The organism is Streptomyces asoensis (assembly GCF_013085465.1).
GTDB lineage: Bacteria > Actinomycetota > Actinomycetes > Streptomycetales > Streptomycetaceae > Streptomyces > Streptomyces cacaoi_A.
This window is the reverse complement of sequence record NZ_CP049838.1, coordinates 9,774,421-9,799,814: the sequence shown is the minus strand read 5'-3', so window position 1 is coordinate 9,799,814 and position 25,394 is coordinate 9,774,421. Positions and strand designations below refer to the sequence as shown.

Below are 25,394 nucleotides of genomic sequence, written 5' to 3'. Positions count from 1 at the left end.
GAGCAAACCCTCCGTGTCACACAATCCGGTGGATGCCCTGGGCCCCGGGCCGGTGAACGTTTTCCGGTCACAGCACTAGCAGGTGTGGTCGAGATCCTTCGCGATCACGCTGTGCAGGGTGGCGCTGTCCGGTGCGGCGGAGTCCGGGACGACGAAGGTGTAGTCCACGCCCTGCGGGTACTCCCCGACGACGACGGTGAGTTGGTCGGTCAGCGTGGGGAACGTCCGCATCTCCCCCTCCACCCCGGCCGCACCGAGCAACTCCTCCAGCTCCCCGAACGTGACCTCCGACGCGAGGGTCACCGTCTCCCCCCGCCGCCCGGTCGGCACGTCCACCGTCCCGGTCCAGGTGCTCAGCGCGACCCGGAAGATCTCGCGACAGCCGCACACTTCGAGGCGCACGTCCCCGTACACGAAGGTCCGGGGCCAGGTCCCCTTCGGGTGGAGGAAGTAGTCGGCCTCGACCGGTGGTCCGAGTACCTCGGTGACGGCGTCCAGCGTGGTTCTGGGCCTGAGGACGCCGACGCCGCCGGTCGTCGCGTAGTCCGTCAGCACCTGCCTCATGTCCATGTCGGAAATGATCTCAGGCTTCGGCAAGACCGCGGGCCCGTTTGAAGCAGGTGAGGCCGTCGGAGAGGTCCACGATCGGGTCGGGGTAGTCGCCGGCCGCCAGCCGGTCGAAGCCGCTCAGCCACGGTTCGTGCACGGACGGGCCCTGGATATCGGCGAGGCCAGGCGGAGCAGGGCTTCGGTGTCGCCGTGGTCGGCGGCCTCCCGGGCCAGGGCTTCCGCACCGGGTGTCAGTAGTTGAGGTACAGGAAATCCTGTGAGAACGATCATGGGCTTGATCAGCGAGTTCTCTACGTCTCGAACATGCGCTGTCCGGAGGCTTCGAGCGCTGTGCGGCGGGCTTCGGCCCGAGTGCGGGCGTGGTGGTGGTCCTGGTCGTAGTGCAGGTGGCAGCCCTGGCACATGGCCCGGAGGTTGGCGGGGTCGCAGTTCTCCGGCGTGTGGTCGAGGTGGGCGACGGTCAGGACGACCTTGGAGCCGGTGCCGTACGCGGGCTGTCCGTTGAGGTTGGGGCAGCGGCCGGTGTGGGTGCCGCGTCCGTACTCGCCCTCACACTCGCACTGGCCGGCGGCGCGGACGGTGCGGGTGCGGAGGCTGATCGCTTTCCAGTCGGCGGGGTACCGGTCGCGGTTCTCGGGACGGATCGGCACGGATCACCGCCCCGTGGCGTCGAGCTGGCGGGTGGCGACTCCGGCGCGTAGTTCGCGCAGGTCGGGGATGTGGTTGTAGAGGGTGCCCGGGGAGACGCCGAGGAGTTTGGCGATCGAGGTGATGGAGCGGCCGGGGTCGGGCAGCAGGTCTCGGGCGGCCTTGATGACTTCCTCGGTGGCGACGGTAGGGCGTCCGCCGACCCGGCCGCGGGCGCGGGCGGCGGCCAGGCCCTCGCGGGTGCCCTGGACGATGAGTTCGCGGATGAACTCGGCGAGGGCGGCGAGGACGTGGAAGACGAGCCGGCCGCCGGGGGTGGTGGTGTCGAGGTTCTCGTGCAGCGAGGTGAAGCCGATGCCGCGCTCGCGCAGGGCGGCGACCATGTTGATGAGGTCCTGGAGGCTGCGGCCGTAGCGGTCGAGCGAGGGGACGACCAACGTGTCGCCGGCGTCGAGGAAGGCGTGGCACGCCTTCAGCTCCGGGCGCAGGTCGGTCTTGCCGGACTTCTTGTCGGAGAAGATCTTCCGGCACCCGGCGGCGGTGAGGGCGTCGATCTACCGTTCGAGCTTCTGTCCGCCGGTCGACACCCGTGCGTACCCGATCTTGATCTCGGTGCGGACGAGCGGTTCGGCGACGAGGAGTTCGGGATGGCCGGACGAGGCTGGGAGGTCACTCATGACCCCGGATCATGTCAGGACGCGGTGGTCCAGGTTTCTTGAATGACCCAGGTTTTTGAAGGGGTGTTTGAAGTACATCCGCCCGCGCTCGTTGGCAGCATTGATGTCGACAGGGCTGGCGATGTCCCTAGCCAGGGCGAGGAACATCCATGCGCGGCGGACCACGCGCCGTCACTTCTTCGAACCGGAGTGGAGCAGCAGGTCGTCGGGGCCGGTCAGGCCGATGTTGCAGCTCTCGGCGACCAGCAACGCGACCAGGGAGACCAGCAGTCCTTCCATACGGGTGGGCCGGTCGGACACGTGCTTGAAGGAGTCCAGGAAGCCGGTCCAGGAGTTCGGGCCGAAGAGGACCGAGTAGATCTGCTTGACGCGGCCCCGGCTTTTGATCTCGCGTGGCCCCAGCCGACGATGGGTCGGCGATCTCCTAGCCCCTCGCCATGAGTCACGCCACGTCAGGCGCTGACTGACCGTGGCGATACTCCTCGGAAGGCATCGAGTCCCATTCGGTATTCGCGCCATCGCGCCTCACCATGAACAACGGACGCGATCGCAGGACCTGCCCGACGAGTTGCCCCCGCATGACCACCCCGGGATCATCCGGTCCCGCATAGCCCTCGGGCGTGTAGCGAAAGTGCCCGTCCACTGCCTCGGCATGCGCGATTGCGTCGCTCTCCAGTTCCGACAGGTCCCTTCCGACCAGCGAGATTCCGTCGTACCTCACCTGGGGACCGTGGACGGCATCGGCTGCGATGCAGAACAATCCCACAGCCCGGCTCACGTAAGCCGTGACGGCCAGCGGAAAAGGGGCCGCCCCGCGACGGACCTCGATCTTCCAAGTCGGCGAGAAGATCGCGTGGTCCCGTGCGCAATCGCTGACCTGCGTCTGGCCGAGAACCTGAGCCGCCTCGACCACTTCCTCGACGGCCATGCCGAACCGGAGTGGTCCGACGCCGACAGCCGATGCATAGGACCACTCGTCCCGATCGGCGACTCCGGAATCGGCTTCGGTCCTGAACGTCATAGTCGCCCCCTGGAGACACCTGAAATCTTGCCGCCGCCCATCATGTCAATCAGCGACCAGCGCCCCGCCGGGTGTCGCCAGGCGCGAGCTACCGCGCCTGAAAGGGGCAGTGATCTTCAGGCGATCGCTAGCCTCGCTGCACCTTGGCTTTGGCCTGGGCGAGAACATCTTTCACGATGGGCGCATCGGACCACTCGACGCTTCACTCCCAGCGACCGTGAGATCGCAGGACACGCAGCCCGCACTGTCCGCACCGTCCTGACCGGGATCCGCTGATGATTCTCCGACCCCAGCGACACCGCGACCGCCCCCCACCGCCGACACCACCCCGCTCTCAAACAGCCAGACACGCCACCAGCCCGGACGTCAGCACCCCGCGAACATCACCCACAGAGTCCCGGCATCGCCCCTAAGCGGACTCTGTACGGTCCCCTCTCATCCCGCCATGACCGGCGGCCTCGTCGGTGTCGCCCTGCACCTGTGTGTGTGGGCGCTCCGGCGCCTGCGCACTCTGTGCCGTGGCGAGCGGGCCCAGATGCTGTGCGGCGCTGTCCAGCAGTCCGAGGTCGGCCTTGGTGTGCGCGATGGCGGCGTCGATCAGGACGGCGACCAGCGGCTCGTCGGCGTGGGCGCGGCGCTGCTGTGCCAGGCCCGCGAGCTCGGACAGGTACGTCTGCCGCTGTGAATCGATCAGCGTGGTCAGGGCCTGCGGGCCCAGCGCGACAGCGCCGAGGAGCTTCAGGAACAGCTCGTCGCGGAAGCCGCCGACGCGCACCCAGGCGGTGGTCGCCCACGAGCGCAGCTCGGCCTCGCCCGCCTCGGTGAGCGTGTAGAGGTTCTTGTCGGGCCGGTCGGTCTGCGTGACCTGCGAGCGCGAGACATAGCCGTCACGGACCAGCCGTTCGAGGATCTGGTAGAGGTGACCGATGTTCAGGCCACCCCACTGCGGACCGACGGCCTCCTCGAACCGGGCCTTGAGTTCGTATCCGTGATTCGGTCGCCGGGTCAGCAGCGCGAGCACGGCGTGGTGGAGCGGCATATACGTCCCTTCTACATTGTGACAACATACCCCTGAATTGCCGCAATGTATGTGGCGCAATGTACGAGGGCGAGGCTGCATCAATGGCTGTGAGCGTGGCGTTACGCGGGGTGAGTCGCCGGTATCCCGGGCTGACCGCTCTGGACGAGGTCGACCTGGAGGTCGCAGCCGGCGAGGTGGTGATGCTGACCGGGCCGTCCGGCGCCGGCAAATCCACCGTCCTGCATGTGACGGGCGGCATGGACCAGCCCGACGAGGGGCACGTCGAGATCGACGGCACACAGCTGGCGCCCCGGGACCTGGACCGTCACCGGCGGCGTATCGGCTTCGTCTTCCAGCGCTTCCACCTGCTGTCCGCGCTGACCGTGCTGGACAACGTGCTCGCCCCCGTCCTGCCGCGCAGAGTGGACTTCGACCGGCGTGCGCGCGGCATGGAGCTGCTCGAAGCTGTCGGCCTGGACCAGCGGGCCGACGCCCTGCCCTCGCAGTTGTCGGGCGGCCAGCAGCAACGCGTCGCCGTCGCACGCGCGTTGATCAACCGGCCGGGACTGTTACTGGCCGACGAGCCCACGGGAAACCTGGACAGCGTCATCGGACGGGAGATCATCGACCTGCTGATGTCGCTGCGCGAGCGGTACGGGATGACGATGCTGATCGCATCCCACGATGCGGAAGTCGCCGCCAACGGCGACCGGGTGGTGCGTCTACAGGACGGCAGGATCACCTCGGACCAGCGGGTCACACCGTCCGGCGACGTGCTGGACCGGCTGGGGGGCCTGCGCCCGTGATAGCGATGATCCTCGATCAGCTCCGGCGGCGGCGCGGGCGCGCGCTGGCCCTGGCCGCCGGAATCCTGGTGGCGGCGACCAGTTTCACCTTGCTGACCGCGACGGTGAGCACGAGCCAGGCGACCACCGTGGGCACGGTACGGAAGAACGCACGGTCCGCGTACGACGTCCTGGTACGCCCGCCCGACTCGCAGACGGACGTGGAGCGGCAGAGCGGTCTGGTCTCGCCGAACTTCCTGTCCGGCACGTTCGGTGGCATCACCATGGACCAGTACCGGCGCATCGACGGCATGGCCGGGGTCGACGTGGCCGCGCCGGTCGCCAACATCGGCTACCTCATGGTGGCGAGCACCGTCACCGTGGACGTGTCCCGCTTCCTGGACGGCAAGGCGAGCCGGCAGATCCTGCGCATCAGCCCGACGCTCACCTCCGGACTGGGCACCTACCGCACCTCCGACGAGTACGTCTACCTCACCCGCTCCCCCCTGACGTCGGCGTCGGAGTCGGACGGCCTCTTCGAGTCCGACACCCTGGAAACGGGCGAGGCCGACAAGAGCACCCAGCGGTATCGGATCAAGGGGAAGTACGACGTCTGCTTCTACTTCAACCGGGACAAGTCAGAGCAGACCGAGTTCAACCTGGATCTGCCGTTGAAGCCGAACATCATCGCCGAGGACCTCAGGGACAAGTCGCCGTTCGACCCGGACCTGAGTTCGCGGATGAACTGCCAGTCCGGCCAGGACAAGGCCACCATCGACATTCCGGTCAGTTACCCCGTGCTGCTGTCCGCCATCGACCCGGTGGCCGAGGACCGGCTGGTGGGCCTGGGCGACACCATCGCCTCGGGCCGGATGCTCACCGAGCAGGACAAGCCGTGGACGGTGTCGTCCGCCAAGAGCGTCCACGGACAACACGACTCCTACATCCCGGCGCTGCTCAGCGACAACCCGCTGACCACCGGCACGCTCGACGCCACCGTGGAGCGGCTGGACGTCGGCGACCCGGCGGAGCTGCCCTCGAAACTGGGCAACCCGACAGCCGGCAGCTTCGTCCGAGGCCTGAGCGGCACCACGGTGGGCAGGACCCGCGTCGACCTGAGCAAGGGCTACCGGAAGGCACTGACCGAGGACTCGTTCGACACCGGGGCCTACTGGACGGTCGGCCCGGTCACCTACCGCCGGAGCTCCGACGGCGACCTCGCCGCGCAGGCGCAGCCGCCGCAGAAGCCCAGCCTGTGGATCACCAACTACGACCAGCAGCCGTTCACCAACGTCCCCGAGGAGAACCACCAGGGCACCCAGTACCGAAAGGTGACCAGCCACGTCGCCACGAACTGCATCGGGCTGGGTACCTGCGACGGCGTCGACTCCGGACGCCTGCCCAATCCCTTCGTCCACCTCGTCGGCCGCTACGACACCGGCAAACTGCCCGGCTTCTCACCCCTTTCCGACACCCCGTTGGAGACCTACCAGGTGCCGCAGGTCACCGGCGCGGACAGCGCGACCCGAGCGAAGCTCCACGGCAAGCCGCTGGAGCCCGACCGCAACCTGGGCGGCTACGTCAGCCCGCCGCCCACCATGCTGACGACGATGGACTCCATCACCGCGCTCACCAAGAGCCGCCGGGTCCCGAGCCTCCAGGACAAGGCGCCGGTCAGCGCGATCAGGATCCGGGTGGCCGGAGTGACCGGCGTCGACACCGCCTCCCGGGCTCGGGTCAACGCGGTGGCCGGGGCGATCCGGGCCGCCTACCCCCGGCTCCAGGTCGACGTCACCGTCGGCAGCTCGCCCGCGCCGCAGACGGTGACGCTGAGTGCCTCGGCACAGGTGACGGAGCGCTGGGTCGCCAAGGGCGTGGCACTGCGCATTCTCAAGGCGGTGGACACCAAGAGCGCGGTGCTCTTCGTGCTGGTCCTCGTCGTGTGCGCGCTCTTCCTCGGCCAGGCTGCGCTTGCCTCGGTGCGCTCACGTCGCATCGAGATCGGCACGCTGCGCTGCCTGGGCTGGAGCGGTGGCGAAGTGCTCCGCCTGGTCCTCGGCGAACTGGCGGTGATCGGCCTCGCCGCCGGAGCCGCGGGCACGGTACTCACATACGTGCTGGGCCGGGTGCTGGGCCAGTCCGAAGCCGGCTCCAAGTCACTCCTCGTGCTCCCGGTGGCGCTCCTCCTGGCCACGGCGGCGGGACTGATCCCCGCCTGGCTCGCCACCCGGCTGGGACCGATGGAAGCCGTCCGACCCCCGGTGACGGCGGCCCTCCGCGCACGCCCGGTGCGTTCGGTGGCCGGACTGGCCATGCTCAACCTGCTGCGGGTGCGGGGCCGCACGCTGCTGGGTGCGGCAGGACTGGCGCTGGGAGTGGCCGCCTTCACGGTGCTGCTCGCCCTGACGCTGGCCTTCCGGGGCGAGGTGGCCGGGTCGCTGCTCGGCAGCGCCGTGGTGGCGCAGGCGCGCGAGGCCGACTACCTCAGCGTCGCCCTGTCCTTGCTGCTGGGCGCCGCCGGCGCCATCGACGTCCTGGTCATCTCGCAGCGCGAACGCGCCGCCGATCTCGCGGTGCTGCGGGCGACCGGCTGGACCAACCGCGAGCTGGCGAAGCTGACCCTCTACGAGGGAGTCGGACTGGCTCTGCTGGGCGGCCTGTCCGGTGCGGTGGCCGGCCTGGCCGGGGTGCTGACCCTCGGCCGGGGCGTGCTGCACGGACACCTGTTCACGGTCGTCGGCGCCGCGCTGCTGGCCACGCTCGCGGCGACCGCCCTGGTGGTGGCGGCTCTGACGGTGCCGATCCGGGGGCTGTCCCGGATCGCCCCCGCCCACCTGCTCGCCGCCGACTGAGCCGACCGCCGCCACCACGGCGGCTTCGCACAGCGGAAGACCCCGGCCGTGTTCACGGGCCGGGGTCTCAGCAGTCGACGGACGTCCGCGGTCGTGCCCCTCCCCTGTCAGCGACAGCCCTTCGTATCCGCTCACATCGCCGGATGCGGGGCGGCATTGAACCCCAGGATCCGGTCATGTGCCGGTCGGCTCGCCGAGCTGTTCCGCCAGGTGGAAGGGGACAGGCAGGGCGTTCGCGGCGGCCGTGCGGGAGCCCTGATCGATTGCGGTCGGTACCGCGTCCATCCGTCGCTCGTGGGCAGTGGCACTCGGCGCGGTCGTCGCCTGGCTGGGCTACTACGTGCGGCTTCACGTTGAGCAAACTGCCAACAGAGGCAGTCACAGGGGCCCAAACCGCTTTACAGGGCCTCGCCAGCCTCCCCGGGCTGCCGCTGATCTGGTCCTTCTCGGATCACATGAGGACCTCGCACCGCGGCCAGGCCGTCACGGCGTCGATGGAGTGGCGGTGAGCGTTGTGTTCCTCGGCCGAGCGCAGGAAACCGGGTGCGCCCCGCCGGTCCCGACCACCCGTGGCACGGTCGCCGCTTCACCGCGGGCCGGGGCACCCGCGGCGAGCTGGAGTTCGACCCTGTCCACCCCGATGTCGTGGTGGAGTTCCTCGCGGACACTGCCGTCGACGACGGCCGCTACCGGCACCCCGTGCGTTTCCTGCGGATTCGGGACGATATGCATCCGATGCAAGTGCCGAGGTTCGGAGAACCGGACCAACCGCCAGCGGGGTAGGGCCGGTCGGGCCATCCTGTCGCTGACAGTCTTGGTCGGTGGAGCCGTCGCTGTCGCAGTTAGGGTCCGGACGCTACCGAAGGGTGGATTCAAGCAGCAGTTCGCTCAGGTCCGCCGGCATGGTGATCATGCAGTCGTGCCCGGTCGGCAGTTCCCGTATCCGCGCTGGGGAGCCGTTGGGCTGGATCGCGGGAACGGGCCGCCGCACGATGCCTTCCGGCTCTGCGCCGACGCAGTGGATGTGCGTGCGCGGAATGGAGTCCACGGCAGGGTTGTCCAGTCGGACCGGTTGCCGCAGGCAGCGCACTGGCTGGTCGGAGAGCGTCGCACGCAGCCATGCGACATCCGCCGGGTCGGTGACTCCGAAGAGGCCGAGGGGCGGTGGCATCTCAGGCAGCGGCGGGATGCGCCAGCTGTTGTCGGACGTGGCGGCCAGGTCGATCAGGTTCTGGGTCATGGGCTGCACGTCGACGGCGGTCTCACCGTGCTCCGGGACCATCGCGTCGAGGTACACCAGGTGCACGATTCGTTCCGGTACCTCGTTGGCCACGGACGAGATGACCAGTCCCGCGTAGCTGTGACCCACGAGCACCACCTGGGTCAGGTTCTCCTCGCGGATCAGCTCGACGACGTCTGCGACGTGCGTGTCGAGCCCCACCTCGGGACCGAGCAGGTGTGCTTTGTCGCCGTAGCCGGTCAGTGAGGGCGCGAACACGCGGTGTCCGGCCGATTCCAGCAGCGGGACCACCCGCTGCCAGCACTGGCCGCTGTGCCAGGCGCCGTGTACCAGCAGAAAAGTTGACATCAGGGGAATTTCTTTCCTCTTCGGGACGTGGAGGCACGGGGGCATGAAGGTTCCTGTTCGTGCCTCGGTACTCTTCAGGAACCGAAATCATCGTGCTGCACCTGCCGCACCCCGATCAATAAGGCACATTTCGGTGCCCCGGTTCTCTGGAGGTAACCATGAGCGGCACACTGGGCGGCGAGTCGCGGCCGACACGTCCGGAGAACCCGTGCCAGGCCCGTGAAGTGCTCGGCATCGTCGGCGACAAGTGGTCGCTGCTGATCGTGCGTAACCTCAGCCAGGGGCCGCGCCGCTTCACCGAACTCAAGCGGGCCGTCGACGGGATCAGCCAGCGTATGCTCACCGTCACCCTGCGCGGCCTGGAACGCGACGGGATCCTCACACGAACCGTCCGCAACGTCATGCCGCCGCACGTCAGTTACGAACTCACTCCGATGGGCAAGACCCTCCGCGAAGCCACCGCACCCCTGTTGGAGTGGAGCATCACGCACCTGACGCACATCGACGCCGCCCGCGCCCTGTACGACGCCCGCCCCGACACCTCGCCCGCCTGACCCTCGCCCCGGCTGTACTCGCCCATCGGCACGTACGGCTCGATATGCCTCCCTGGTCCTCGGTGAACTGCCGGGGGTCTGCTGAAGAGCGGCGTACAGCGAAGGCACCGGGCCGGTAAGCGAGGCGGTCGAGGTCGATGGGCAGATCGAACAGGCCGCGCACCATCTGGCCGACGAAATCGGCGCCGGCGAACCTCAGCAGGCGAAGGCTCAGCGGGTCTGCGCGAGCGCGTACAGGGCTTTGCTCTCCGGGCAGTAGTCCCGACGGACGCTGCGGGCGCACGTGGTGATGTGGATGTCGTGCACGCGTCCGGCCTCACGCTTCGCGCACGAGCGACAGCCGCGCAGCTCCCACCGTTTCAGCACTCCGTCGATGACGCTGAGCCGCGGTCCCAGATCCATCGAGGCCGCGCCGCCGCACCATACGCAGCGCTTCCCGTCGATCCGCTCGGAGGCCGGCCCGGCCGCCTTGGTACGGACAGCATCTCGGCCGCGTTGACGAAGTCGGAGTTCATGGCTGGTCGGCGAGGGGGACGAGGTCTTACGCCTGGCGGCAGGAGTAGCAGGCGAAGAGGCGGGCGCGGCTGGTATCCCGAACGGGGCGAGCCGTGTTGGAGTACGCCTCGTGCCACGCGCACCAGGCGATACCGACTGCCTGAGGGATGGGGGGGGTCACGGTCTACATAGGCTCTGCCACGTCGACTCCAACCAGTCGGCCAAGCCCCGGGCAACACCGGAACCGGCGAGAGCCCGACCGTCTGAGTCGACGAGAACAAGGGCGAGTTCGTCATTCAGGGATGGACGCCCGACCCGGACACGGAGGCGCACTGCGCCGCCTTCGAACTGCCCGGGCACGCCGTCGGCATCCCCGACCACGAGCAAGTGGTGCGGATCCCCGCCCGCATGGTGTCGATCTTGAGGGAGGCGTGCGATGTCGCCGAGCGTGCCCAGCTTCAGTGAGCTGCTCGACAGCGCCCGGCACAGCGCCGTACACCTCGAGATGCGCGACACCTACGCAGTCGCCAGCGAAGCGGATGACTTCGCCACCTGGCGAAGGACCGGTACCCGCGACATCGACCCGGCGTCCCCGTACTGGGGGCCGTGGGTGGAGCTGATCCGCCGCACGGTCGCCCGCGGGGTCGTCGTCCGCCGGGCCCGCATCGTGTCCGAACCCGTCAGCGACTACATCCGGTACGAGCATGCCGGCACCGCCGTCAATGTCGACGCTGGCGAACGCGTCCGCTGGCTTCCGCGCCGTCAGGCCAGCGATCTCGCGCGGTCACCATGCTCATCGTCACCCGTGAGGGCGACCGACGCTGCAAGCTCCGCCCGTCCCAGCGCGCGATGGTGGCACTGGTGTACCTACGTGAGCACACAACCTTGGCAAAGATCGCTGCCGGGTTCGGGATCAGCGAGTCCACCGCCCACGCCTACACCAGCGCATTCACCGACCTGCTCGCCCAACGTGCGCCAGGTCTAATGAAGGCCCTGCGCGAGGCCGACCCCGACTTCGTCCTGCTGGACGGGACCCTCGCCGAGTGCGACCGGGTCGGCGACTCACGCGCGGACTACTCCCACAAGCACCGCCGGCACGGAGTGAACGTACAGGTGGTCACGATCCGGACGGCCGGCTGCTGTGGCTCTCACCCGCGCTGCCGGGCCGTGCCCACGACCTGACCGCCGCCCGCACCCACCGGATCATCCGCATCTGCGAGCGCCAGGGCGTTCCCATCCTGGCCGATCTCGCCTACCAGGGCGGCGGCCCCTGGCTGACCACGGGCATCAAACGCAGGCCCCTGCATGAACTCACCCCCACCGAGAGGACCGCCAACCGGGCCCTGGCCGCGGCACGGGCACCGGTCGAACGCGGCGTCGCCCGCTTGAAATCCTGGCGGATCTTCCGCAGGTCCCGATGCAGTCCGAACCGCATGACGTCAATCGCCAAAGCCATCCTCACCCTGGAGCGTCAAGGCTGAAGAAGCTCAATTGACCGATCCACTTTTGATCGCAATCATCATTGAATCGTGCGCGAAATGTAAAATCCTGCCGACTTGCGGTCAGGATTGCAGAGTGCTGCTCTGGAATAGGCAGGGGGTAAAGGGCTAAATGATCCGGGCCCGAATGGGTGGCGTTCAGTCGAAGGAGGGGGACGACGCGTCGTGTGAGGACGGGATGCCCCGCGCTGCGACCGCTATCGGAGGTTCACGATGACACAGGTCTCTTCTGCCCGCATTCCACTACGCCAGATCATGGCCGTGCTCTTGGCGGCCGCCCTGACGCTCTCCCTCTCGGTGGTGCTGACCGTCACCTCGACAAAAGAAGCAGCCGCCTTGTGCTCCGCCAGCCGGTTCAACGGCACGTGGCGCTCGTCCGACGCGAGGCTGGAGCGTATCGACGTATGGCAGGGAGCGGACTGCCATTTGTACGCCAGGGCCTGGTCCGTCTGCGAGAACGACTCGTCGCATATCTGCAGCTGGGGAAACAGTAGAATGGGAGACAGTCCCGAGCCGAACTTCCAGTTCGTCGGATACAACTGGAGCAACGCCGATGAGGTGCTGCAGCTGCGGATGCAGGACAGGTCTCACATCTCAGTGTGGGACAGCACCGACTACCACAACGGTAAGAAGGTCAGCTTCACGGTCACGATGTACAAGAGCCGTTGAGCCCGCGAAGGGCAGCAACTCCGCCCGCGCCGCTGATACCGTGCCGGCTCGACGAGCGAACGGAAGCACTGAGCGTTTTCAGCGTGGCCACTGATCGGGTGATGCATCGGGCGCCGCCGGGTTCGAGCTCCGACTTGACCCAATGACGATCCCCCCGAGGAGCACCGCGATGATCTATGTTCCGGCCGGCACAGGACGTGACATGTCCCTCTCCCACGCTGGCAGGCACCTCGGGACGGGCCTCTGGAAGGCACATTGTTCACGACTCGATACGCGCCCTAGCGGAATTCGACGTCGGAGACGCTGACGAAGAACTCGCCCTTGTAGTCGTGTCCGGCGTCGCCGCCGCCCCAGATGTTGACGATGGCGTGTCGTCCCTGCCGGGATGTCAGTGCCTCGGTGGTGTAGTGCAGCTGCTGGTCGGCGTGTGTGCCGCTGCCGTGGTACTCGACCATGAAGGGCGTCGGCTCCAGCACGTCCCAGGAGATTCCCTGGGCCGGGTGCCAGTCCTCTTTGGTGATGAACCACTGGTGAGTCCACTTCGGGCCCATGTGGTTCTGCCGGTAGTTGTAGGTGAAGGTGTGCCGGCCGTCGACGGCCTCAAGCGTGCTGGTCGGCCAGTCACCCAGGCCGTCCCCGCCGGCCAGATCCAGGCCCTGGAAGGCGGGATTCGCTGCCGATGCCACGTTGGCGCCCTGGAAGAACTTGCGGTATTCCAGGTACCCGCGGGCCTCGTTCCACGGCGGGTTGCCGGCTGTGCCGGGGGGCACCACTTCCTGCCAGGTGGTCGAGGTGTTCAACTCGCGCGCCTTCTGGCAGATCGGCGCCTCGTCCTCGTCACGGATCGCCCGGATCGCCCGGCTGACCGGGAACTCCAGACTCCCGTGCCGCTCCCGGCCGTCAACCCCACGCTCCTCGGCGCGCGCGGGGATGTGCGCGTCATAAGGCGTGGACGTGGACGTGTCGACGGCGACCTCATCCGTGAACGGCCCCCAGGCGCCGTCGACGTGCCGGGCCCGGATCTTGGCCCGGTACTCGAGGGCGGGGGTCTCTCCGAGGGACACCCAGTGCCGGTTGGCCGACTGCCAGTGCGGATACCAGGCCGCCCAGTACAGGTCCACCGTCTGCGCGGGACGCCCGTCCAGCCACACCTCGTAGTGGTGCGGGTAGTCCGGGCGCCCGTTGTTCCAGTCGGACGGCTCCGTGGTGCCCTGGTCGGAGGCGTTTGCGCCGATCCGCCAGGTGAGTGAGATGCCTTCAAGCTTGACATCACCGTCATCGCGGTAGGTCGCCACCGCGCGCAGGTCCGCCGGGTGAGGCTGCTGCATCTTGGGAACTCCTCCAGTCGCACAGAACGGGTGGTCCAGCGCGAAACCACGCACCGCACCACCCTTATTGCCACTAATCAGAATATTTACGGCGGCATATGCCGCAAGTGCGGTGAGCCACAGGTGGCATGCAGGGGCTCCCTGAAGCGTCAGGCCGGGGTTCCGGACTGCTCCTGGCCGTACCCGGCACCGCAGTCACCTCCCTCCGGCCGCACACGGCTCCTTGAAGGTCGTCCGCCGCGGGCCGGCAGGCGCGGGCGCACGCTGGCGTGCGTCAGCTTCCGTTCCGTGTGCTCACCCGGACGGTCGGCGTCCGCCTGCGACAGACCGGGAAGGACCCCTTGCGCAGGCCGAACTCGTACTTCGCGCGGCACTTCATGGCCAGGTCTCGTCTCCTTCGGGGCCGTCCCGCGGCCGGTCCCACGGGCTTCTTCACCGCACAAGCCACAGGAGCCAGACGAACCGGGAGCGGCACCGTCCCGTCCCACCCGAGAGGTGAGCCATGAGCACCCGCACGTCCGCCACCCCCTCCGAATCCGCACAGTCGCTCTACCACGCCATGTCCGGCCTCGCCGGCCCGCTGAGCTCCGGCGAAGGCACCGCGCCGGACTTCGCCGCCGCACCACGCGCGGCGGCCGGCGAGGAGCCGTCGGTACTCATCCTCGGCGCAGGCGTCGGCGGACTCACCGCCGCCTACGAACTGGGCAGGCTCGGCTACCGGTGCACGGTCCTGGAGCCCCAGACCCGCACCGGCGGCCGCAACCGCACCGCCCGCAAGGGCGACAAGCTGTACGAACTCGACGGCGAGGGCAACAGCCCGGTGCTGACCCACACCTGCGCCTTCGACGAGGACCTGTACCTCAACCTCGGCCCCGGCCGCATCCCGTACCACCACCGCCGAGTCCTCAACTACTGCACCGACCTCGGGGTGTCTCTGGAGCCGTACATCATGGAGACGACGGCGAACGTCCTGCACAGCACGGCGGGACACACCCCGCCCGGCCAGACCTGGCGCAACCGGCGGATCGCCAACGACACCCGCGGCCACCTCGCCGCTCTCCTCTCCGCCACCCTGACCGAGCGCGACGAGCTCACCGGACCGCTGCGTGACCTGCTGCGCAAGTTCGGCGACCTGGACGAGGAAGGCGAGTACCACGGCTCCACTCGCTCCGGCTACGACGAGCCCCTCGACGTCCACGAATTCCCCCGGCCCGCACCCCCGCTGCCCCTCGCCGAACTGATTCAGTCGGAGTTCTGGAAGTACAGGTTCTACCAGCCGGTGGACTACCTGTGGCAGGCCACGATGTTCCAGCCCGTCGGCGGCATGGACAAGATCGTCCACGCCCTCACCGAGCGCATCACCTCCGAGTACGACGTGAGCGTCGAACTCGAGGCCGAGGTCACCTCGATCGACCTGACGGGCGACGCGGTCAGCGTCACCTACCGCACGGGCGGACAGGAACTGACGACGACGGCCGACTACTGCGTGAGCAACATCCCGCTGCCGGTCCTGAAGCAGCTCACGCTGACCGGCTTCTCCACGGGGTTCCGCAACGCCATGGAAGCGGTGGCTTTCGCGCCGACATGCAAGGTTGGCTGGCAGGCCAACCGGCGGTTCTGGGAGGACGACCACAACCAGATCTACGGAGGCATCAGCTGGACCGACCACCCCATCACCCAGTTCTGGTACCCGTCCAACGACTACTTCTCCAAGACGGGCACCCTCACCGGGGCGTACAACTTCGGCGACCACGCCGAGGACATGGGCAAACTCGCGCCGGCCGACCGGCTGCGCCTGGCCCGGGACGGCGCCGCACAGATGCACCGCGAATTCCGCGAGAAGACCACCGTGCCCCAGGACCTGGGGGTGACCATCGCCTGGCACAAGGTGCCCCACCAGCTCGGCGGCTGGGCCGACTGGGACCCGGCCGACCCCGACCACCAGCTCGCCTACAAGCAGCTCCTTCAGCCCGAGGGCGACGGCTGCTTCTACGTCGTCGGTGACCAGGCATCACCGCTGCCCGGCTGGCAGGAGGGAGCCATGATGTCGGCACAGTACGTCGTCGCTCAGATCCTCGGCCTCCTTCCCCGCACCGCCCCCGAGACCGTCCAGGTCCCGGACGCAGTCTTCCTGACGCAAGGACTCTGAACACACGCTCGGGGCCCGGTCCACAGCAGCCGGGCCCCGACCGACCCGCTGACAGCCAGGTCATTCCCTCGGAGTCCGACCCGAGGTCCCCGTACGGACGGCCAGAGGGCCGCTCAGAGGCGTGCACCATGCCGGGCCGCACCTCGCTGATCTACACACCAACGGGGTCGGGTGTCCACTGCCAGACGGTCACCACGCTGCCGCGCTTCGGCGGCAAGCCCTACTTGCTTGGCCGTTGCGGACCTGGAGGGCGTCGTACTCGCCGAGCCTCCGCCCCTTCGGGGTTGCCTGACGCCACCGATCCAACTTCACTGGCAAACGATCCAGGCTCGGTGTCAGAGGACACGTGACACCGGCCCGGGACGCGAGCAGGGCGCGGCTACGTCGCCTGGGAGTCGCCGCCGGCGGGCAGCTCCTGCTCGATCTCCCGGGCCGCCCTCATCAGTTCGAGGGCCTCGCGGCGCAGGTCGGCTGGCGCGCTCGCGCAGCTGCTTCACGCGCCGGCGCTGCTGCTGGACGCTGTACGCGTTGACGTACTGCCCGCGCGGCCCTGTCAGCAGCCCTTCGGCGATCAGCTGGCGTACGGCGGCCGCGGCCTCCTTGCCGCCGATGTCAAAGCTCTGCCCGATGTCGTAGCGGGTCATGAACCGTTCGCCGGGCTCGTAGCTGCGGTGGACCGCGGTGCGTAGCAGCCGGTAGGCGCGCTCGGTCGGAGTCGTCGTGCCGACGCTGTACAGCCGGTAGCCCTCGAACAGGGCCACATCCCTTCGGCGGCGAGCTGCTCCAGGGCGGAGCGGACCACGGCCGTCGACAGCCGGAGGTCTCCCGCGATCTCGGTCAGGCGGGCAGGTGAGTGCCCGGCTCGGTGCACGAGAGCCGCACCCAGCGGCGCACCGCCTGCACGTCGTCGTCGCTCGCCACCATGTTGTCCGTCGTCATGCTGGCCCCCTGCTCTCCGGAGATCCGATGCGGTCCGTGGGCGTCAGCGGCCCTTGATGACCCGGCTGATCCCGTACGGGACCTCCTCTGCCACTACGAGCGGCTGTTCCAGGATTCCCTGGTACACCGGATCTGTGTGGGGTGGGCTGTGCTCGGTCATCAAGCGAGCCCGCCGCCTCCTCCTCGGTCCTGGGATGGGCCGCTCCCTTGTCTTCGGCGATCTCGACAATAGACTCGAGCGCACTGTCCACGCCGTCGCGCAGCTCTGCCCACCGCTGCGCCATTTCCTTCCGCTCGTCAAGGGGGCTGCGCTCGCGGGCGGGCAGGAAGTCGGCCGCCGACACCGACAATGCCTCGCGCAGCCGGCCAAGGGTGGGCTCCTGGCACAGCTCTTCCACGGCTGTGGCTGTCAGCGGCGGCTTCGCTCTGGCAATGCGCTCCAGCACAGTGACGCCCAGGACCGTGGCAGAGGCCGCGTACCGCCAGGTAGTGAGCCCTGTTTTTCGCTCGTAGTCGTCCACGTCGCCCGCGATCTCGTGGATGGCTTGCTCGTAGTACCGAAACGGCGGCCCCTCCGTTGCACGCAGGTCGGCCAGATCGCGAGCGGCAGAGAGGCGATCCCAGAGCACGACGGCCGACTGCCACTCGTACCGGATCTTAGAAAAGCGCACGCCAGAGAAGGAGCGCCAGCGGGCGCAGCAGCGTGTCCAGGCCGCGATGGACGCCTACGGCCGGGAGGAAGTGTCCCGGGGCGCGGTCTTCCTGGTGGGTGTGCTGACCGCGCACATCATCGGCCAGCAGGACGACGGAGACGAAGACCGCCTCGATCCGCTCGGTGATCTGATCCCGGCCGTGATCCGCAAGCTGCCCGGCTTCGAACTGGCCGACCCCGCACAGGTACCGATGGTCACAGGCGTCCTCATGGCCGCGGCCATGGGCCAGGTGCAGGCAGCCGAAGGGAGGCACACCCCGGCGGCCTGAGCAGGCACCATCACGCCGGGCTCCCGGCTCCGCGCAGCTGCCGTTGGCGGCCGCGCAGAGCCGGCGTTGTGACTGTCGTCAGAGCCAAGGAGTCGGTTCACCAGATCCGGGTGATCCGATGCCACTGACTATCGCTGGATACGGGCGTGGATACGGCGGTGGACATGCGTTGTCGCGCTGCACCTCGCAGCCTCACAGGCTCGCAGTTCGACGTGTCTACCTGGGGAAATGGGCCGTGAGCCTTGTAGCTGCCAGAGGACTGTGAGGCGGCTGAGCGCCTCTACGATCCTCGCCATGAGTAGCGAGACGGTCACCGTCCAGGTGAACCCGGCAGAGTTGCCGGTGGACAGCTTCACCGACTCCGACATCGCCAGGATCGCGATGGTGAGGGCCGCACAACTGCGCGCGGAGGGTTAGAGGGACTTCGCGCAGATGGTGGCTGAGAATCTGGCGCAGGTCGGCGACTACGTGCGCAAGGCGGTGCACCTGGCGGACTCGGTGCAGTCCACGTTCGTGACAGCGTTGGTGATCGCTGAGCGGGCCCGGGGGGGGCAGGTTGGGAGGTCATCGGGGACGCAGTCTCCATGAGCGCAGCGGAGGCTGAGGAGAAGTGGGGCGGCGACGAGGCACGGTGGCGCCGTGCCAGCCGAGCGGACAATGGTCAGTTGGTGGTCAGGATGAGCTTGCCTCGGGTTCCGGGTTCGAGGACCCTGCGGTGGGCTGCGGCCGCTTCACGCAGGGGGATCTCATCTCCGACGACCGGTTGGATGACTCCGTTGTCGAGTCCGTTCGCCACGGCCGTGAGGGCGTCGGCGGCTTCTTGTGTGGTGGCGTGCCAGAGTGCGGTGCCCTGGATGGTGGCTTCTTTGAGCATGGTGAGCCGGGGGGTGAAGTCCAGGCTGCCGCGGCTGCCGACGATGACCACCCGGCCGTAAGTGGCGAGGGCTTCGAGGTCACGCTCCAGGTTGATGTCGGCCTGCATCTCGATGATCACCGAGACGCCGTGGCCGTCGGTGATCTGGGCCAGTTCGTCGAGGTAGCCGGGGGTGGTGTGGTCGAGGACGTGCTGGGCTCCTGCGGCGCGGACGAGATCTGCTCCCGTGCTGGAGCCTGCGGTGCCGATGACGATGGCTCCGGCATCGTGGGCCAGCTGTGTGGCGTGGATGCCGACGCCGCCGCTCGCGCCGTGGATGAGAACTTTCTCGCCGGCTTTCAGCCGGGCCTTTTGGAACAGGGCGCGCCAAGCGGTCAGGCAGGGGACGCCGACCGCCGCGCCCTGGCCGAAGGACAGGGCGGCCGGCAGCGGGTGAACCGCGCGGGCGTCGACGACCGCCAGTTCGGCGTAGGTTCCAGAGCATCCCGGCGTGCCCAGCGCCGCCACGAAGACCCTCTCGCCCGTCTTGACCGTGTCGACGCCGGGGCCGAGCGCATCGACGATGCCGGCCCCGTCGAAGCCCGGGGTGTAGGGCAGCTGCGGGGTGTAGAACGCATAGGCGCCGGAGCGGATGTAGGTGTCGGCGGGATTGACGCCGACGGCGTGCATCCGCACGCGGACCTGCCCGGGGCCGGGCTCGGGAGCGGGCAGTTCGGTGTAGGTCAGGACGTCCTCGGTGCCGAACTGTGAAACCTGGATTCCGTACATGAATCCCTCCCTGCTTCGGTCGTGGGCCTGGCCAAGAAGCTGCTTGCCCGGGACGCCCCGTCTTCTGCCGGGCAGTTGGGCAGCTGCTGGCCGGCCTTCATCGTCGCTCTCCCGGGTTCGCCGCCTACGGTGGCGACGATCCGCCCGCGTGTCGGCCTCGCCGGAAGGAGGGCCGCGACGCTGGTGGATGCCGCGACGGACGCCCGGGTTGAAGGCGTTCGCGGCCGGCCTGGTGAGGTCAGTGGGAGGTGAGGGTGCTGGCGAGGGCTACGTGGACTGCGGTGCCACCGAAGATGCTCAGCACGGCGTGGTGCCGCCAGTGGTGCAGGCCGAGGGTGACGGCCAGGGCGATCGCGGGCGCCACCAGCTGGCGCGGGGCGGCCGGGGAAAGGTCGCGCAGCGTGTACACGGTGAGGATCAGCATCACGCCGACCGGCATGCGGGCGTTGAGGTAGTGCACCACCGCGCTGGTACGCAGGGGCGTCAGGACGGCGAAGGGCAGAGCCCGCAGGCCGAAGGTGATGGCGACGCACACGGCGACGGCGGCGAAGACGTGGGGCGTGTCAGGCACGGGCGGCCCTCTCGGTCAGTGCGTAGCGGGCCAACAGGGCGGTGGTGAACAGGGCAAAGGCGACGAGGAGCATCTGGCTGGGGAAGGCGAACCGTGCGACGAGCGCGCAGATCAGGGCCAGTACCGGCGTGGGAAGCTCGCGCCGCGCCCGTACGGCGTCGGCTGTCAGTACCGCGAACAGGGCGGTCAGGGCGAAGTCCAGACCCACCACTTGCGGGGGGATCACCGCCCCGAGCAGGGCGCCCGCGGTCGCTCCCGACACCCAGTAGGTCTGCAGGAACGCCTGCAGCCACAGGATGCGCCGGCCGGACCAGGACCGGGCCGCGACGCCGGAGGTGAGCGCGTATGCCTCGTCGGTCATCCCGAAGACGGCGTACGTCTTCCCGGCCGGGCTTTTGACCCGGTGCAAGGGGAAGGACAGCGCGTAGAACACATGCCGGAAGTTGATCAGGAAGGCCGACAGGGCGATCTGCGCCAGCGGCGCGAGGGCGACGATCATCCCCACGAGCAGGAACTCCAGCGAGCCGGCGTAGACCAGACCGGAGATGACCGGTGCCCACCACCAGCTCAGCCCGGAATGCACGACCAGCACCCCGAAAGCCACGCCCAGAGGGAACATGCCCAGGCCGACAGCCCCGGAGTCCTTCAGCGCCGCCGGGGCCTCGGACGAGGACTTGGACGCAGGCGCGTGCTCGGGAGAGTCGACGGACACGGCAGGGGATGGGATGTGCATGGAGAGACTCTTGGTAGCGGTGGAGAGGTCTTCGGCGGCGCTGCTCAGTTTGTGCCGGTGTCGTCGCGCCAGGCCACGCAGGTGATCTCAAGGTTCGCGCCGAGGGGCAGGCCCACAACGGCGACCGCAGCGCGAGCGGGCACGTCCTGGGTGAAGTAGCCGCTGTAGATCTTGTTCAGGAGCGGCCAGTGGTCCATGTCGCGCAGGTAGCAGGTGGTTGAGACGACGTCTTCGAGGCGGAAGCCGGCCTGCAGGATCGTCGCTTCGAGGTTCTTCAGGGTCTGCCGGAACTCCGCCTCCAGCCCGCCCTCCGCGATGTTCGGGGTGCCGGGAAGGAATCCACAGTGACCCGCCACGTAGAGGTGGTTGCCGGCCACCACGGCGGACGAGTACGGACCGAGAGACGATCCGGTGTCGATGATCTTCTTAGGCATGGTGCGGTTGCCCTTTCTCAGATTCGGCCGCAGGCGGCCTGCAGGCACCCGCAGGTCCTTGGAACGCCGTCGCGTGCCCGCAGCCGGGGCAGGCCTCGCAGACGGCCAACCCTCAGCCGGGCTGGAGACCAGCACAACAGAGCGCACCCGTTGACGCAAGTTGTTGCGGCACTCAACCTTGTACGTGCAAACTCTTTGCACATAGGGCCCGATCGTCTCTGTTTTATTGCGTCGAGAAGGGGATCAAGAGATGCCGCTGAATGAGATCGACGACGTCGATCGCAAGCTGCTCGACCTGCTGCGGGAGGACGGCCGCCGTTCCTTTTCCGAGATGGCCCCGGAGGTCGGACTGTCCGTGGCCGCGGTCAAACGCCGCGTGGACAGGCTGCGGGACATCGGTGTCATCACCGGCTTCACCGTGCAGATCGATCACACGAAACTCGGCTGGGGTATCGAAGCCTTCGTCGAGCTCAGCTACACCGGCAATACGGCCGTCGGCGAGATCCTGGGAACCACCCACAAAGTGCCCGAGGTGCAGGCGGCCTTCACGACCGCAGGAGACCCTGACGCTCTCGTCCATGTACGGGTGCGGGACATCGCGCACTTGCAGAAGGTCATCGACGGGCTCCGCCGGGAGAGGGGCGTCACCGGCACCAAAACGTTGATGGTGCTCGGCTCCTGGACGCGCAGCGCTTGACGCGCAGTGACGCCTCGATTCGGCCCGGGGCCGGCTCTGGGGACCGGCAACGCATGCTGTGCGTGTTGCGTGCGGTGAGTGCCGCCTGCCCCGCGTTTTCACGCGTGTGTGCGCGAGGCCGTACGGGTCGGCACGGCCCTGGCCGTCACTGCTGGATGTCACGGCGATCGTCACGGCCGCGTTGCCGCCGTGGATCTCCACGCCGGCGGCGCCTGCCGCGACGGCAGCCGCTGCGGCGCGACGGAAGTCGTGGACGGTCGCCGTCATAGTCCGGGTCCGGGGCGGTGCCGGTGCCCAGGGCGCGGAGTCGGGCCGGGCGTGCAGGGCCCGGTCCGGTTGATATCCGGCCGGCTCAGATCCGGGATGAGCCAGGCCGTCGCCATCGAAGGTCTCCTCGGCGAATACCCCTCCGCCGTCGCTGCCATGGTGGACGTCACCGTCACGATCCACGAAACCGCCCCCGCACCCGGCAACGACGACTCGCAAAAGATCGTGGAGCTCTCCGCGCACTCCGCGTCGGGCGATCTCATGGTCCGCGGCCTGATGGACGACCTGGACGAAGAACTTCCCGTCCTGTCGTTCAACAGCCCTGGCGACTACCGGCTGCGCATTCACGCCCGCGGCCGAGACATCGCAGTTGACCTCGCCCCTGATGAGGTCACTGAGTGGTACCTCATCCAAGCGTGGCCGGCACCTGCCGTACCCGTCACCGTGCGCCGTTCCAGGGACAGCTACGGCGCCTCGGTACGCCTTCACTGAGGACTTCACACATCTCCCCGCCCACCACCGCGCGGGCGGGCAGAGCCATCTGCGCTGCGGCGCAGAAAAGACCGCCGTGGCGAACAGCGCAGTAGCTCCATGGTCGGCATAGCCGCCTGTGGCTTCGTTCATGTTCAGCGGCGGCCGATTGTTGGCGGCAATTGGTGATCAACTGGCTCTTCCCGAAGTGCGACCGGAAGGCGATCCACCGATCAGTCTCCGCCCCCGCTCACGGCGCCACGCCGGAGTAGTCGTCCTCCTTGGATACTCGCCGGCACCGAAGGCAAAGACCACGCCGTCAACGCCCTTGTTGGTGAGCCCACCAGCCCAAGCAGACGGTCACTCGTCCAAGACGAGGATCCGACTGCAACGCTCGCGTGCAGCGTCAAGAGCGGCGTCAATGGCTTCGTCGTCTGGCTCGGCGAAGAGTCCCTGGCCCGGCTTCAGACTCCTCCGTTACCCGGCGTCAAGCGCAGGCGGTTCCAGGAAGTCAAAGTCTGCGTCGTTGATGGTCAGCACGGCGGCCACGTGGCCTTCCACAGCCCAGGCGGTCACCGGCCGAACGGCGGCAGCAGCGGTCACACCGGGTACAGCTTCCAGGGACGAGGGACCGGATGTCAGAACGAAGCACCGACTTAGCTCAGGTCGGCTCCCAGCACCGGTTCGTTGGGAGGCCCGGCTGGGGGCTCGCACTTCACCCAGGGCAGCCAGAGCACGCGAGCAGTGTTGACGATGCTGGCGGTCACGAGAGCATCGGGCACCACCACCGCCCTGGATATGGGGATCAAGTCCCCAGACGGCTCAAGGCGTCGGCCCGACACCCACGTGACCGCCATCGCGACCAACGCGTCCACTGCTCGAACAGCCCATCGGGTGTACGTCCCTCAAGGACTGTCGGGATGAAGCAGTTCGAGCGGTTGCTGAAGGTGGTGCGGGAGCAGGGTGGCGAGGGGCCGCGCATTGGGCGGCCATCGTGTCTGCCGCTTGCCGACCGGGTGCTGGTGGTGGCGGTCTACTACCGTACGAACCTCACCACGCGGCAGCTCGCACCCCTGTTCGAAGTCTCGCCGGCCACGGTGTGCAGGGTCATCCAGCGGCTGCGGCCCCTCCTCGCGCTCGAGCCGGCCCACGTCCCGTCGATGCTGCAGACCGGCTGTGGATCGTGGACGGCACGCTGGTCCCGGTCCGCGACCGCAAGGTCGGCGCCTCGAGCCGCAACTACCGGTTCTCCGCAAACGTGCAGGTCATCATCGACGCCGACACACGCCTGGTCGTGGCCACCGCCCGTCCGGCCCCGGGCAACAGGGCCGACGCCCACGTGCGGCGCAACTCCGGCCTGCCACAGCACTGCCAGGGCGTCACCGTGCTCGGTGACGGCGCCTACATCAACACCGGCCTGGTCGTGCCGCATCGCAAACGACCCGGCCGGCCTCTCTTGGCTGGCGAGGAAGCCGACAACGCGGAGCATCGCCGGGTCCGTGCACGCGTCGAGCATGCGATCGGCCGGCTGAAGAACTACAAGACCTTCCGAGACTGCCGACAGCACGGCGATGGCCTCCACCACGCGGTCCAAGTTGTCGCCCACATGCACAACCTCGCCCTGACCGCGTGATTAGAACAGCCAGGGACGGGCTCTGACCTGCAAAATAACGGCCTTCTGCAACACGCTTTAGTCACATGATCGGCCGAATAAATCCGAGGGCTTGTGCAGGTCCCGTTTTGCGATGCTTGTCGCCGGGTCCGGGTGTGGCTGCCGAATGATGTTCACGAGGACTCCGGGGGCGTCGCCGTTGCCCCAGACGTGTATGTGTACTCAACCATGAGGGAGAACGGTATGGAGCCATTGGAACTCCGCCGCGCAGTTGAGGCAGGACGGGCGACCGCTTCGGAGCTGGGCCTTCAGGTCGACGATGCGATCGTCATCCACAACTCGGACCGGGTCGCGCTGCGCCTGCTCCCTTGCGATGTTCTGGCTCGGGTCGCGCCTTCGGGACATCTGGCTGATTCCGAGTTCGAGGTAGAGGTTGCTCGCCGTCTCGCCGACGTCGACGCTCCGGTGGCCGAGCTCGACCCTCGGGTCGAGCACCGAGTCTATTTGCGTGACGCCTTCGCCATCTCGCTCTGGACCTACTACGAACCTGTGCGATCAGAGATCGCGCCGGCCGACTACGCAGACGTGTTCCTGCGGCACCATGCCGCCCTGCGCCAGATCGATCTGGGCGCACCGCATTTCACCGATCGAGTCGCCGTGGCACTGAGAGAGGTGAACGACCGGGAGCGGTCCCCCGAACTGCCCGACTCTGACCGGGAACTCCTCAGCGACACACTCCGTGGGCTGAGCGCCGCGATCAGTATCGACAAAACCGGCGACCAGTTGTTGCACGGCGAGCCTCATCCGGGCAATCTCCTGAACACGAGGAGAGGGCCGCTTTTCGTAGACCTCGCCACGTGCTGCCGTGGGCCGATCGAGTTCGACCTCGCCCATGCGCCCGAAGAAGTGGCAAAGCACTATGCGGGGGCTGACCACGGTCTGATTCACCGGTGCCGAGCCCTGAACTGGGCGATGTTCTCGGCCTGGCGCTGGCGCCGAGACGACCAAATGCCTGACCGGGGCCACTGGAGAGTGGAGGGGCTCAACCAGGTCCGTGCCGCACTCGATCGCTGCGGACTGGGCTGAACTGGAGACAGAGAGGCTGCTGGGTCCCGATCCGCTGCGCCGTGTGCGGCATCCCGACTCGGAGCAGCGGACGAACTCGGCCGGCTTGAGAGGACATCTCATCCC

Annotated in this window: 27 protein-coding genes and 4 pseudogenes; 14 read left to right on the top strand and 17 right to left on the bottom strand. The window is 68.1% G+C overall.

Going from position 1 to position 25,394, the window contains the following annotated elements:
* Window positions 1–75: 75 nt before the first annotated feature.
* The 8 genes from G9272_RS43415 to G9272_RS43385 all read right to left on the bottom strand — a co-directional run bounded on the left by G9272_RS43415 (window position 76) and on the right by G9272_RS43385 (window position 3,955).
* On the bottom strand, window positions 76–570 hold the full coding sequence (locus tag G9272_RS43415; RefSeq protein ID WP_171401669.1) for a hypothetical protein: 495 nt from the start codon (window positions 568–570) through the stop codon (window positions 76–78).
* A 13-nt stretch (window positions 571–583) separates the two neighbouring features.
* Window positions 584–706: a hypothetical protein gene (locus G9272_RS43410; RefSeq protein WP_437184353.1), complete on the bottom strand. Its 123-nt coding sequence runs from the start codon at window positions 704–706 to the stop codon at window positions 584–586.
* A 154-nt stretch (window positions 707–860) separates the two neighbouring features.
* Window positions 861–1,220, bottom strand: coding sequence for a hypothetical protein (locus G9272_RS43405; protein WP_171401668.1), 360 nt, complete (start codon window positions 1,218–1,220; stop codon window positions 861–863).
* A 3-nt stretch (window positions 1,221–1,223) separates the two neighbouring features.
* Window positions 1,224–1,739 (bottom strand): recombinase family protein, encoded by a 516-nt coding sequence (locus G9272_RS43400; protein WP_437184390.1) that lies wholly within the window; start codon window positions 1,737–1,739, stop codon window positions 1,224–1,226.
* Between the two features lie 33 nt (window positions 1,740–1,772).
* Entirely contained in the window at window positions 1,773–1,895 is a 123-nt protein-coding gene (locus tag G9272_RS46020) for a hypothetical protein (RefSeq protein ID WP_301272168.1), read from the bottom strand.
* Window positions 1,896–2,066: 171 nt separating this feature from the next.
* A complete protein-coding gene (locus tag G9272_RS46015) occupies window positions 2,067–2,414 on the bottom strand; it encodes a Tn3 family transposase (protein WP_171401667.1) in 348 nt (115 codons plus the stop codon).
* The gene (locus G9272_RS43390) at window positions 2,338–2,916 is read right to left on the bottom strand and encodes a hypothetical protein (RefSeq protein ID WP_171401666.1); all 579 of its coding nucleotides are present in this window, start codon (window positions 2,914–2,916) and stop codon (window positions 2,338–2,340) included. Before G9272_RS43390 ends, G9272_RS46015 begins: the two co-directional genes overlap by 77 nt.
* A gap of 409 nt (window positions 2,917–3,325) precedes the next feature.
* Entirely contained in the window at window positions 3,326–3,955 is a 630-nt protein-coding gene (locus tag G9272_RS43385; protein WP_171401665.1) for a PadR family transcriptional regulator, read from the bottom strand.
* 83 nt (window positions 3,956–4,038) lie between these two features.
* Here G9272_RS43385 and G9272_RS43380 point away from each other — a divergent pair, with 83 nt between their 5' ends.
* Window positions 4,039–4,743, top strand: a complete 705-nt coding sequence (locus G9272_RS43380) for an ABC transporter ATP-binding protein (protein WP_253268125.1) — start codon at window positions 4,039–4,041, stop codon at window positions 4,741–4,743.
* A gap of 5 nt (window positions 4,744–4,748) precedes the next feature.
* Window positions 4,749–7,574: an FtsX-like permease family protein gene (locus G9272_RS43375; protein WP_171401664.1), complete on the top strand. Its 2,826-nt coding sequence runs from the start codon at window positions 4,749–4,751 to the stop codon at window positions 7,572–7,574.
* Window positions 7,575–8,430: 856 nt separating this feature from the next.
* On the opposite strand, the gene G9272_RS43370 is transcribed toward G9272_RS43375, so the two are convergent.
* Complete coding sequence (locus tag G9272_RS43370) at window positions 8,431–9,162, bottom strand: alpha/beta hydrolase (RefSeq protein WP_171401663.1); 732 nt, start codon at window positions 9,160–9,162, stop codon at window positions 8,431–8,433.
* A 158-nt stretch (window positions 9,163–9,320) separates the two neighbouring features.
* Between G9272_RS43370 and G9272_RS43365 the strand changes: the two genes are divergently transcribed.
* The gene (locus G9272_RS43365) at window positions 9,321–9,716 is read left to right on the top strand and encodes a winged helix-turn-helix transcriptional regulator (RefSeq protein ID WP_171401662.1); all 396 of its coding nucleotides are present in this window, start codon (window positions 9,321–9,323) and stop codon (window positions 9,714–9,716) included.
* A gap of 210 nt (window positions 9,717–9,926) precedes the next feature.
* On the opposite strand, the gene G9272_RS43360 is transcribed toward G9272_RS43365, so the two are convergent.
* Entirely contained in the window at window positions 9,927–10,118 is a 192-nt protein-coding gene (locus tag G9272_RS43360) for a hypothetical protein (RefSeq protein WP_171401661.1), read from the bottom strand.
* A gap of 288 nt (window positions 10,119–10,406) precedes the next feature.
* On the opposite strand from G9272_RS43360, the pseudogene G9272_RS45745 reads away from it, so the two are divergent.
* The 4 genes and pseudogenes from G9272_RS45745 (at window position 10,407) to G9272_RS43350 (ending at window position 12,379) form a co-directional block, all read left to right on the top strand.
* Window positions 10,407–10,676, top strand: a pseudogene (locus tag G9272_RS45745) (hypothetical protein).
* Window positions 10,648–10,992, top strand: a pseudogene (locus G9272_RS45740) (DUF6879 family protein); the annotation flags it as partial. The pseudogenes G9272_RS45745 and G9272_RS45740, both read left to right, overlap by 29 nt.
* 8 nt (window positions 10,993–11,000) lie before the next feature.
* A pseudogene (locus G9272_RS43355) lies at window positions 11,001–11,692 on the top strand (transposase family protein).
* 231 nt (window positions 11,693–11,923) lie between these two features.
* A complete protein-coding gene (locus G9272_RS43350) occupies window positions 11,924–12,379 on the top strand; it encodes a hypothetical protein (protein ID WP_171394579.1) in 456 nt (151 codons plus the stop codon).
* 278 nt (window positions 12,380–12,657) lie between these two features.
* Here G9272_RS43350 and G9272_RS43345 read toward each other — a convergent pair whose 3' ends face one another.
* Window positions 12,658–13,707, bottom strand: a complete 1,050-nt coding sequence (locus G9272_RS43345) for a lytic polysaccharide monooxygenase auxiliary activity family 9 protein (RefSeq protein ID WP_171401660.1) — start codon at window positions 13,705–13,707, stop codon at window positions 12,658–12,660.
* Window positions 13,708–14,209: 502 nt separating this feature from the next.
* Between G9272_RS43345 and G9272_RS43340 the strand changes: the two genes are divergently transcribed.
* On the top strand, window positions 14,210–15,856 hold the full coding sequence (locus G9272_RS43340) for a flavin monoamine oxidase family protein (protein WP_171401659.1): 1,647 nt from the start codon (window positions 14,210–14,212) through the stop codon (window positions 15,854–15,856).
* Window positions 15,857–16,191: 335 nt separating this feature from the next.
* On the opposite strand, the gene G9272_RS43335 is transcribed toward G9272_RS43340, so the two are convergent.
* Both G9272_RS43335 and G9272_RS43330 read right to left on the bottom strand, forming a co-directional pair.
* Window positions 16,192–16,617, bottom strand: coding sequence for a hypothetical protein (locus G9272_RS43335; RefSeq protein ID WP_171401658.1), 426 nt, complete (start codon window positions 16,615–16,617; stop codon window positions 16,192–16,194).
* Between the two features lie 174 nt (window positions 16,618–16,791).
* Window positions 16,792–17,466 carry a hypothetical protein gene (locus tag G9272_RS43330; protein WP_171401657.1) on the bottom strand — a complete coding sequence of 225 codons (675 nt, stop codon included), beginning with the start codon at window positions 17,464–17,466 and terminating at the stop codon, window positions 16,792–16,794.
* Between the two features lie 46 nt (window positions 17,467–17,512).
* On the opposite strand from G9272_RS43330, the gene G9272_RS43325 reads away from it, so the two are divergent.
* Both G9272_RS43325 and G9272_RS46010 read left to right on the top strand, forming a co-directional pair.
* Complete coding sequence (locus G9272_RS43325) at window positions 17,513–17,776, top strand: hypothetical protein (RefSeq protein ID WP_171401656.1); 264 nt, start codon at window positions 17,513–17,515, stop codon at window positions 17,774–17,776.
* Between the two features lie 294 nt (window positions 17,777–18,070).
* Window positions 18,071–18,193 (top strand): hypothetical protein, encoded by a 123-nt coding sequence (locus G9272_RS46010; RefSeq protein ID WP_301272167.1) that lies wholly within the window; start codon window positions 18,071–18,073, stop codon window positions 18,191–18,193.
* Window positions 18,194–18,437: 244 nt separating this feature from the next.
* Here G9272_RS46010 and G9272_RS43320 read toward each other — a convergent pair whose 3' ends face one another.
* From G9272_RS43320 to G9272_RS43305, 4 genes are all read right to left on the bottom strand, one after another.
* Window positions 18,438–19,418, bottom strand: coding sequence for an NADPH:quinone reductase (locus tag G9272_RS43320; protein ID WP_171401655.1), 981 nt, complete (start codon window positions 19,416–19,418; stop codon window positions 18,438–18,440).
* Window positions 19,419–19,656: 238 nt separating this feature from the next.
* On the bottom strand, window positions 19,657–19,989 hold the full coding sequence (locus G9272_RS43315) for a branched-chain amino acid transporter permease (protein WP_171401654.1): 333 nt from the start codon (window positions 19,987–19,989) through the stop codon (window positions 19,657–19,659).
* Window positions 19,982–20,722 (bottom strand): AzlC family ABC transporter permease, encoded by a 741-nt coding sequence (locus G9272_RS43310; RefSeq protein WP_171401653.1) that lies wholly within the window; start codon window positions 20,720–20,722, stop codon window positions 19,982–19,984. The genes G9272_RS43315 and G9272_RS43310 overlap by 8 nt, the downstream gene beginning before the upstream one ends.
* 44 nt (window positions 20,723–20,766) lie before the next feature.
* Window positions 20,767–21,204, bottom strand: coding sequence for a RidA family protein (locus tag G9272_RS43305; protein ID WP_171401652.1), 438 nt, complete (start codon window positions 21,202–21,204; stop codon window positions 20,767–20,769).
* A gap of 202 nt (window positions 21,205–21,406) precedes the next feature.
* On the opposite strand from G9272_RS43305, the gene G9272_RS43300 reads away from it, so the two are divergent.
* The 4 genes and pseudogenes from G9272_RS43300 to G9272_RS43285 all read left to right on the top strand — a co-directional run bounded on the left by G9272_RS43300 (window position 21,407) and on the right by G9272_RS43285 (window position 25,289).
* Window positions 21,407–21,853 carry an Lrp/AsnC family transcriptional regulator gene (locus tag G9272_RS43300; protein WP_171401651.1) on the top strand — a complete coding sequence of 149 codons (447 nt, stop codon included), beginning with the start codon at window positions 21,407–21,409 and terminating at the stop codon, window positions 21,851–21,853.
* A gap of 363 nt (window positions 21,854–22,216) precedes the next feature.
* Complete coding sequence (locus G9272_RS45735) at window positions 22,217–22,612, top strand: hypothetical protein (RefSeq protein WP_253268124.1); 396 nt, start codon at window positions 22,217–22,219, stop codon at window positions 22,610–22,612.
* An 899-nt stretch (window positions 22,613–23,511) separates the two neighbouring features.
* Window positions 23,512–24,224 (top strand): annotated as a pseudogene (locus G9272_RS43290) (transposase family protein).
* 222 nt (window positions 24,225–24,446) lie between these two features.
* On the top strand, window positions 24,447–25,289 hold the full coding sequence (locus tag G9272_RS43285; RefSeq protein WP_171401650.1) for a phosphotransferase: 843 nt from the start codon (window positions 24,447–24,449) through the stop codon (window positions 25,287–25,289).
* The last annotated feature ends 105 nt before the right edge of the window (window positions 25,290–25,394 follow it).

Coding starts and splice junctions, on each gene's coding strand:
- G9272_RS43415 (WP_171401669.1), bottom strand. CDS start 570: ATGGACATGAGGCAGGTGCTGACGGACTACGCGACGACCGGCGGCGTC.
- G9272_RS43380 (WP_253268125.1), top strand. CDS start 4,039: ATGGCTGTGAGCGTGGCGTTACGCGGGGTGAGTCGCCGGTATCCCGGG.
- G9272_RS43310 (WP_171401653.1), bottom strand. CDS start 20,722: ATGCACATCCCATCCCCTGCCGTGTCCGTCGACTCTCCCGAGCACGCG.
- G9272_RS46020 (WP_301272168.1), bottom strand. CDS start 1,895: ATGAGTGACCTCCCAGCCTCGTCCGGCCATCCCGAACTCCTCGTCGCC.
- G9272_RS46015 (WP_171401667.1), bottom strand. CDS start 2,414: ATGGCGCGAATACCGAATGGGACTCGATGCCTTCCGAGGAGTATCGCC.
- G9272_RS43320 (WP_171401655.1), bottom strand. CDS start 19,418: ATGTACGGAATCCAGGTTTCACAGTTCGGCACCGAGGACGTCCTGACC.
- G9272_RS43340 (WP_171401659.1), top strand. CDS start 14,210: ATGAGCACCCGCACGTCCGCCACCCCCTCCGAATCCGCACAGTCGCTC.
- G9272_RS43325 (WP_171401656.1), top strand. CDS start 17,513: ATGGACGCCTACGGCCGGGAGGAAGTGTCCCGGGGCGCGGTCTTCCTG.
- G9272_RS43390 (WP_171401666.1), bottom strand. CDS start 2,916: ATGACGTTCAGGACCGAAGCCGATTCCGGAGTCGCCGATCGGGACGAG.
- G9272_RS43350 (WP_171394579.1), top strand. CDS start 11,924: ATGACACAGGTCTCTTCTGCCCGCATTCCACTACGCCAGATCATGGCC.
- G9272_RS43345 (WP_171401660.1), bottom strand. CDS start 13,707: ATGCAGCAGCCTCACCCGGCGGACCTGCGCGCGGTGGCGACCTACCGC.
- G9272_RS43365 (WP_171401662.1), top strand. CDS start 9,321: ATGAGCGGCACACTGGGCGGCGAGTCGCGGCCGACACGTCCGGAGAAC.
- G9272_RS46010 (WP_301272167.1), top strand. CDS start 18,071: ATGAGTAGCGAGACGGTCACCGTCCAGGTGAACCCGGCAGAGTTGCCG.
- G9272_RS43360 (WP_171401661.1), bottom strand. CDS start 10,118: ATGGATCTGGGACCGCGGCTCAGCGTCATCGACGGAGTGCTGAAACGG.
- G9272_RS43375 (WP_171401664.1), top strand. CDS start 4,749: ATGATCCTCGATCAGCTCCGGCGGCGGCGCGGGCGCGCGCTGGCCCTG.
- G9272_RS43285 (WP_171401650.1), top strand. CDS start 24,447: ATGGAGCCATTGGAACTCCGCCGCGCAGTTGAGGCAGGACGGGCGACC.
- G9272_RS43370 (WP_171401663.1), bottom strand. CDS start 9,162: ATGTCAACTTTTCTGCTGGTACACGGCGCCTGGCACAGCGGCCAGTGC.
- G9272_RS43300 (WP_171401651.1), top strand. CDS start 21,407: ATGCCGCTGAATGAGATCGACGACGTCGATCGCAAGCTGCTCGACCTG.
- G9272_RS43385 (WP_171401665.1), bottom strand. CDS start 3,955: ATGCCGCTCCACCACGCCGTGCTCGCGCTGCTGACCCGGCGACCGAAT.
- G9272_RS45735 (WP_253268124.1), top strand. CDS start 22,217: ATGAGCCAGGCCGTCGCCATCGAAGGTCTCCTCGGCGAATACCCCTCC.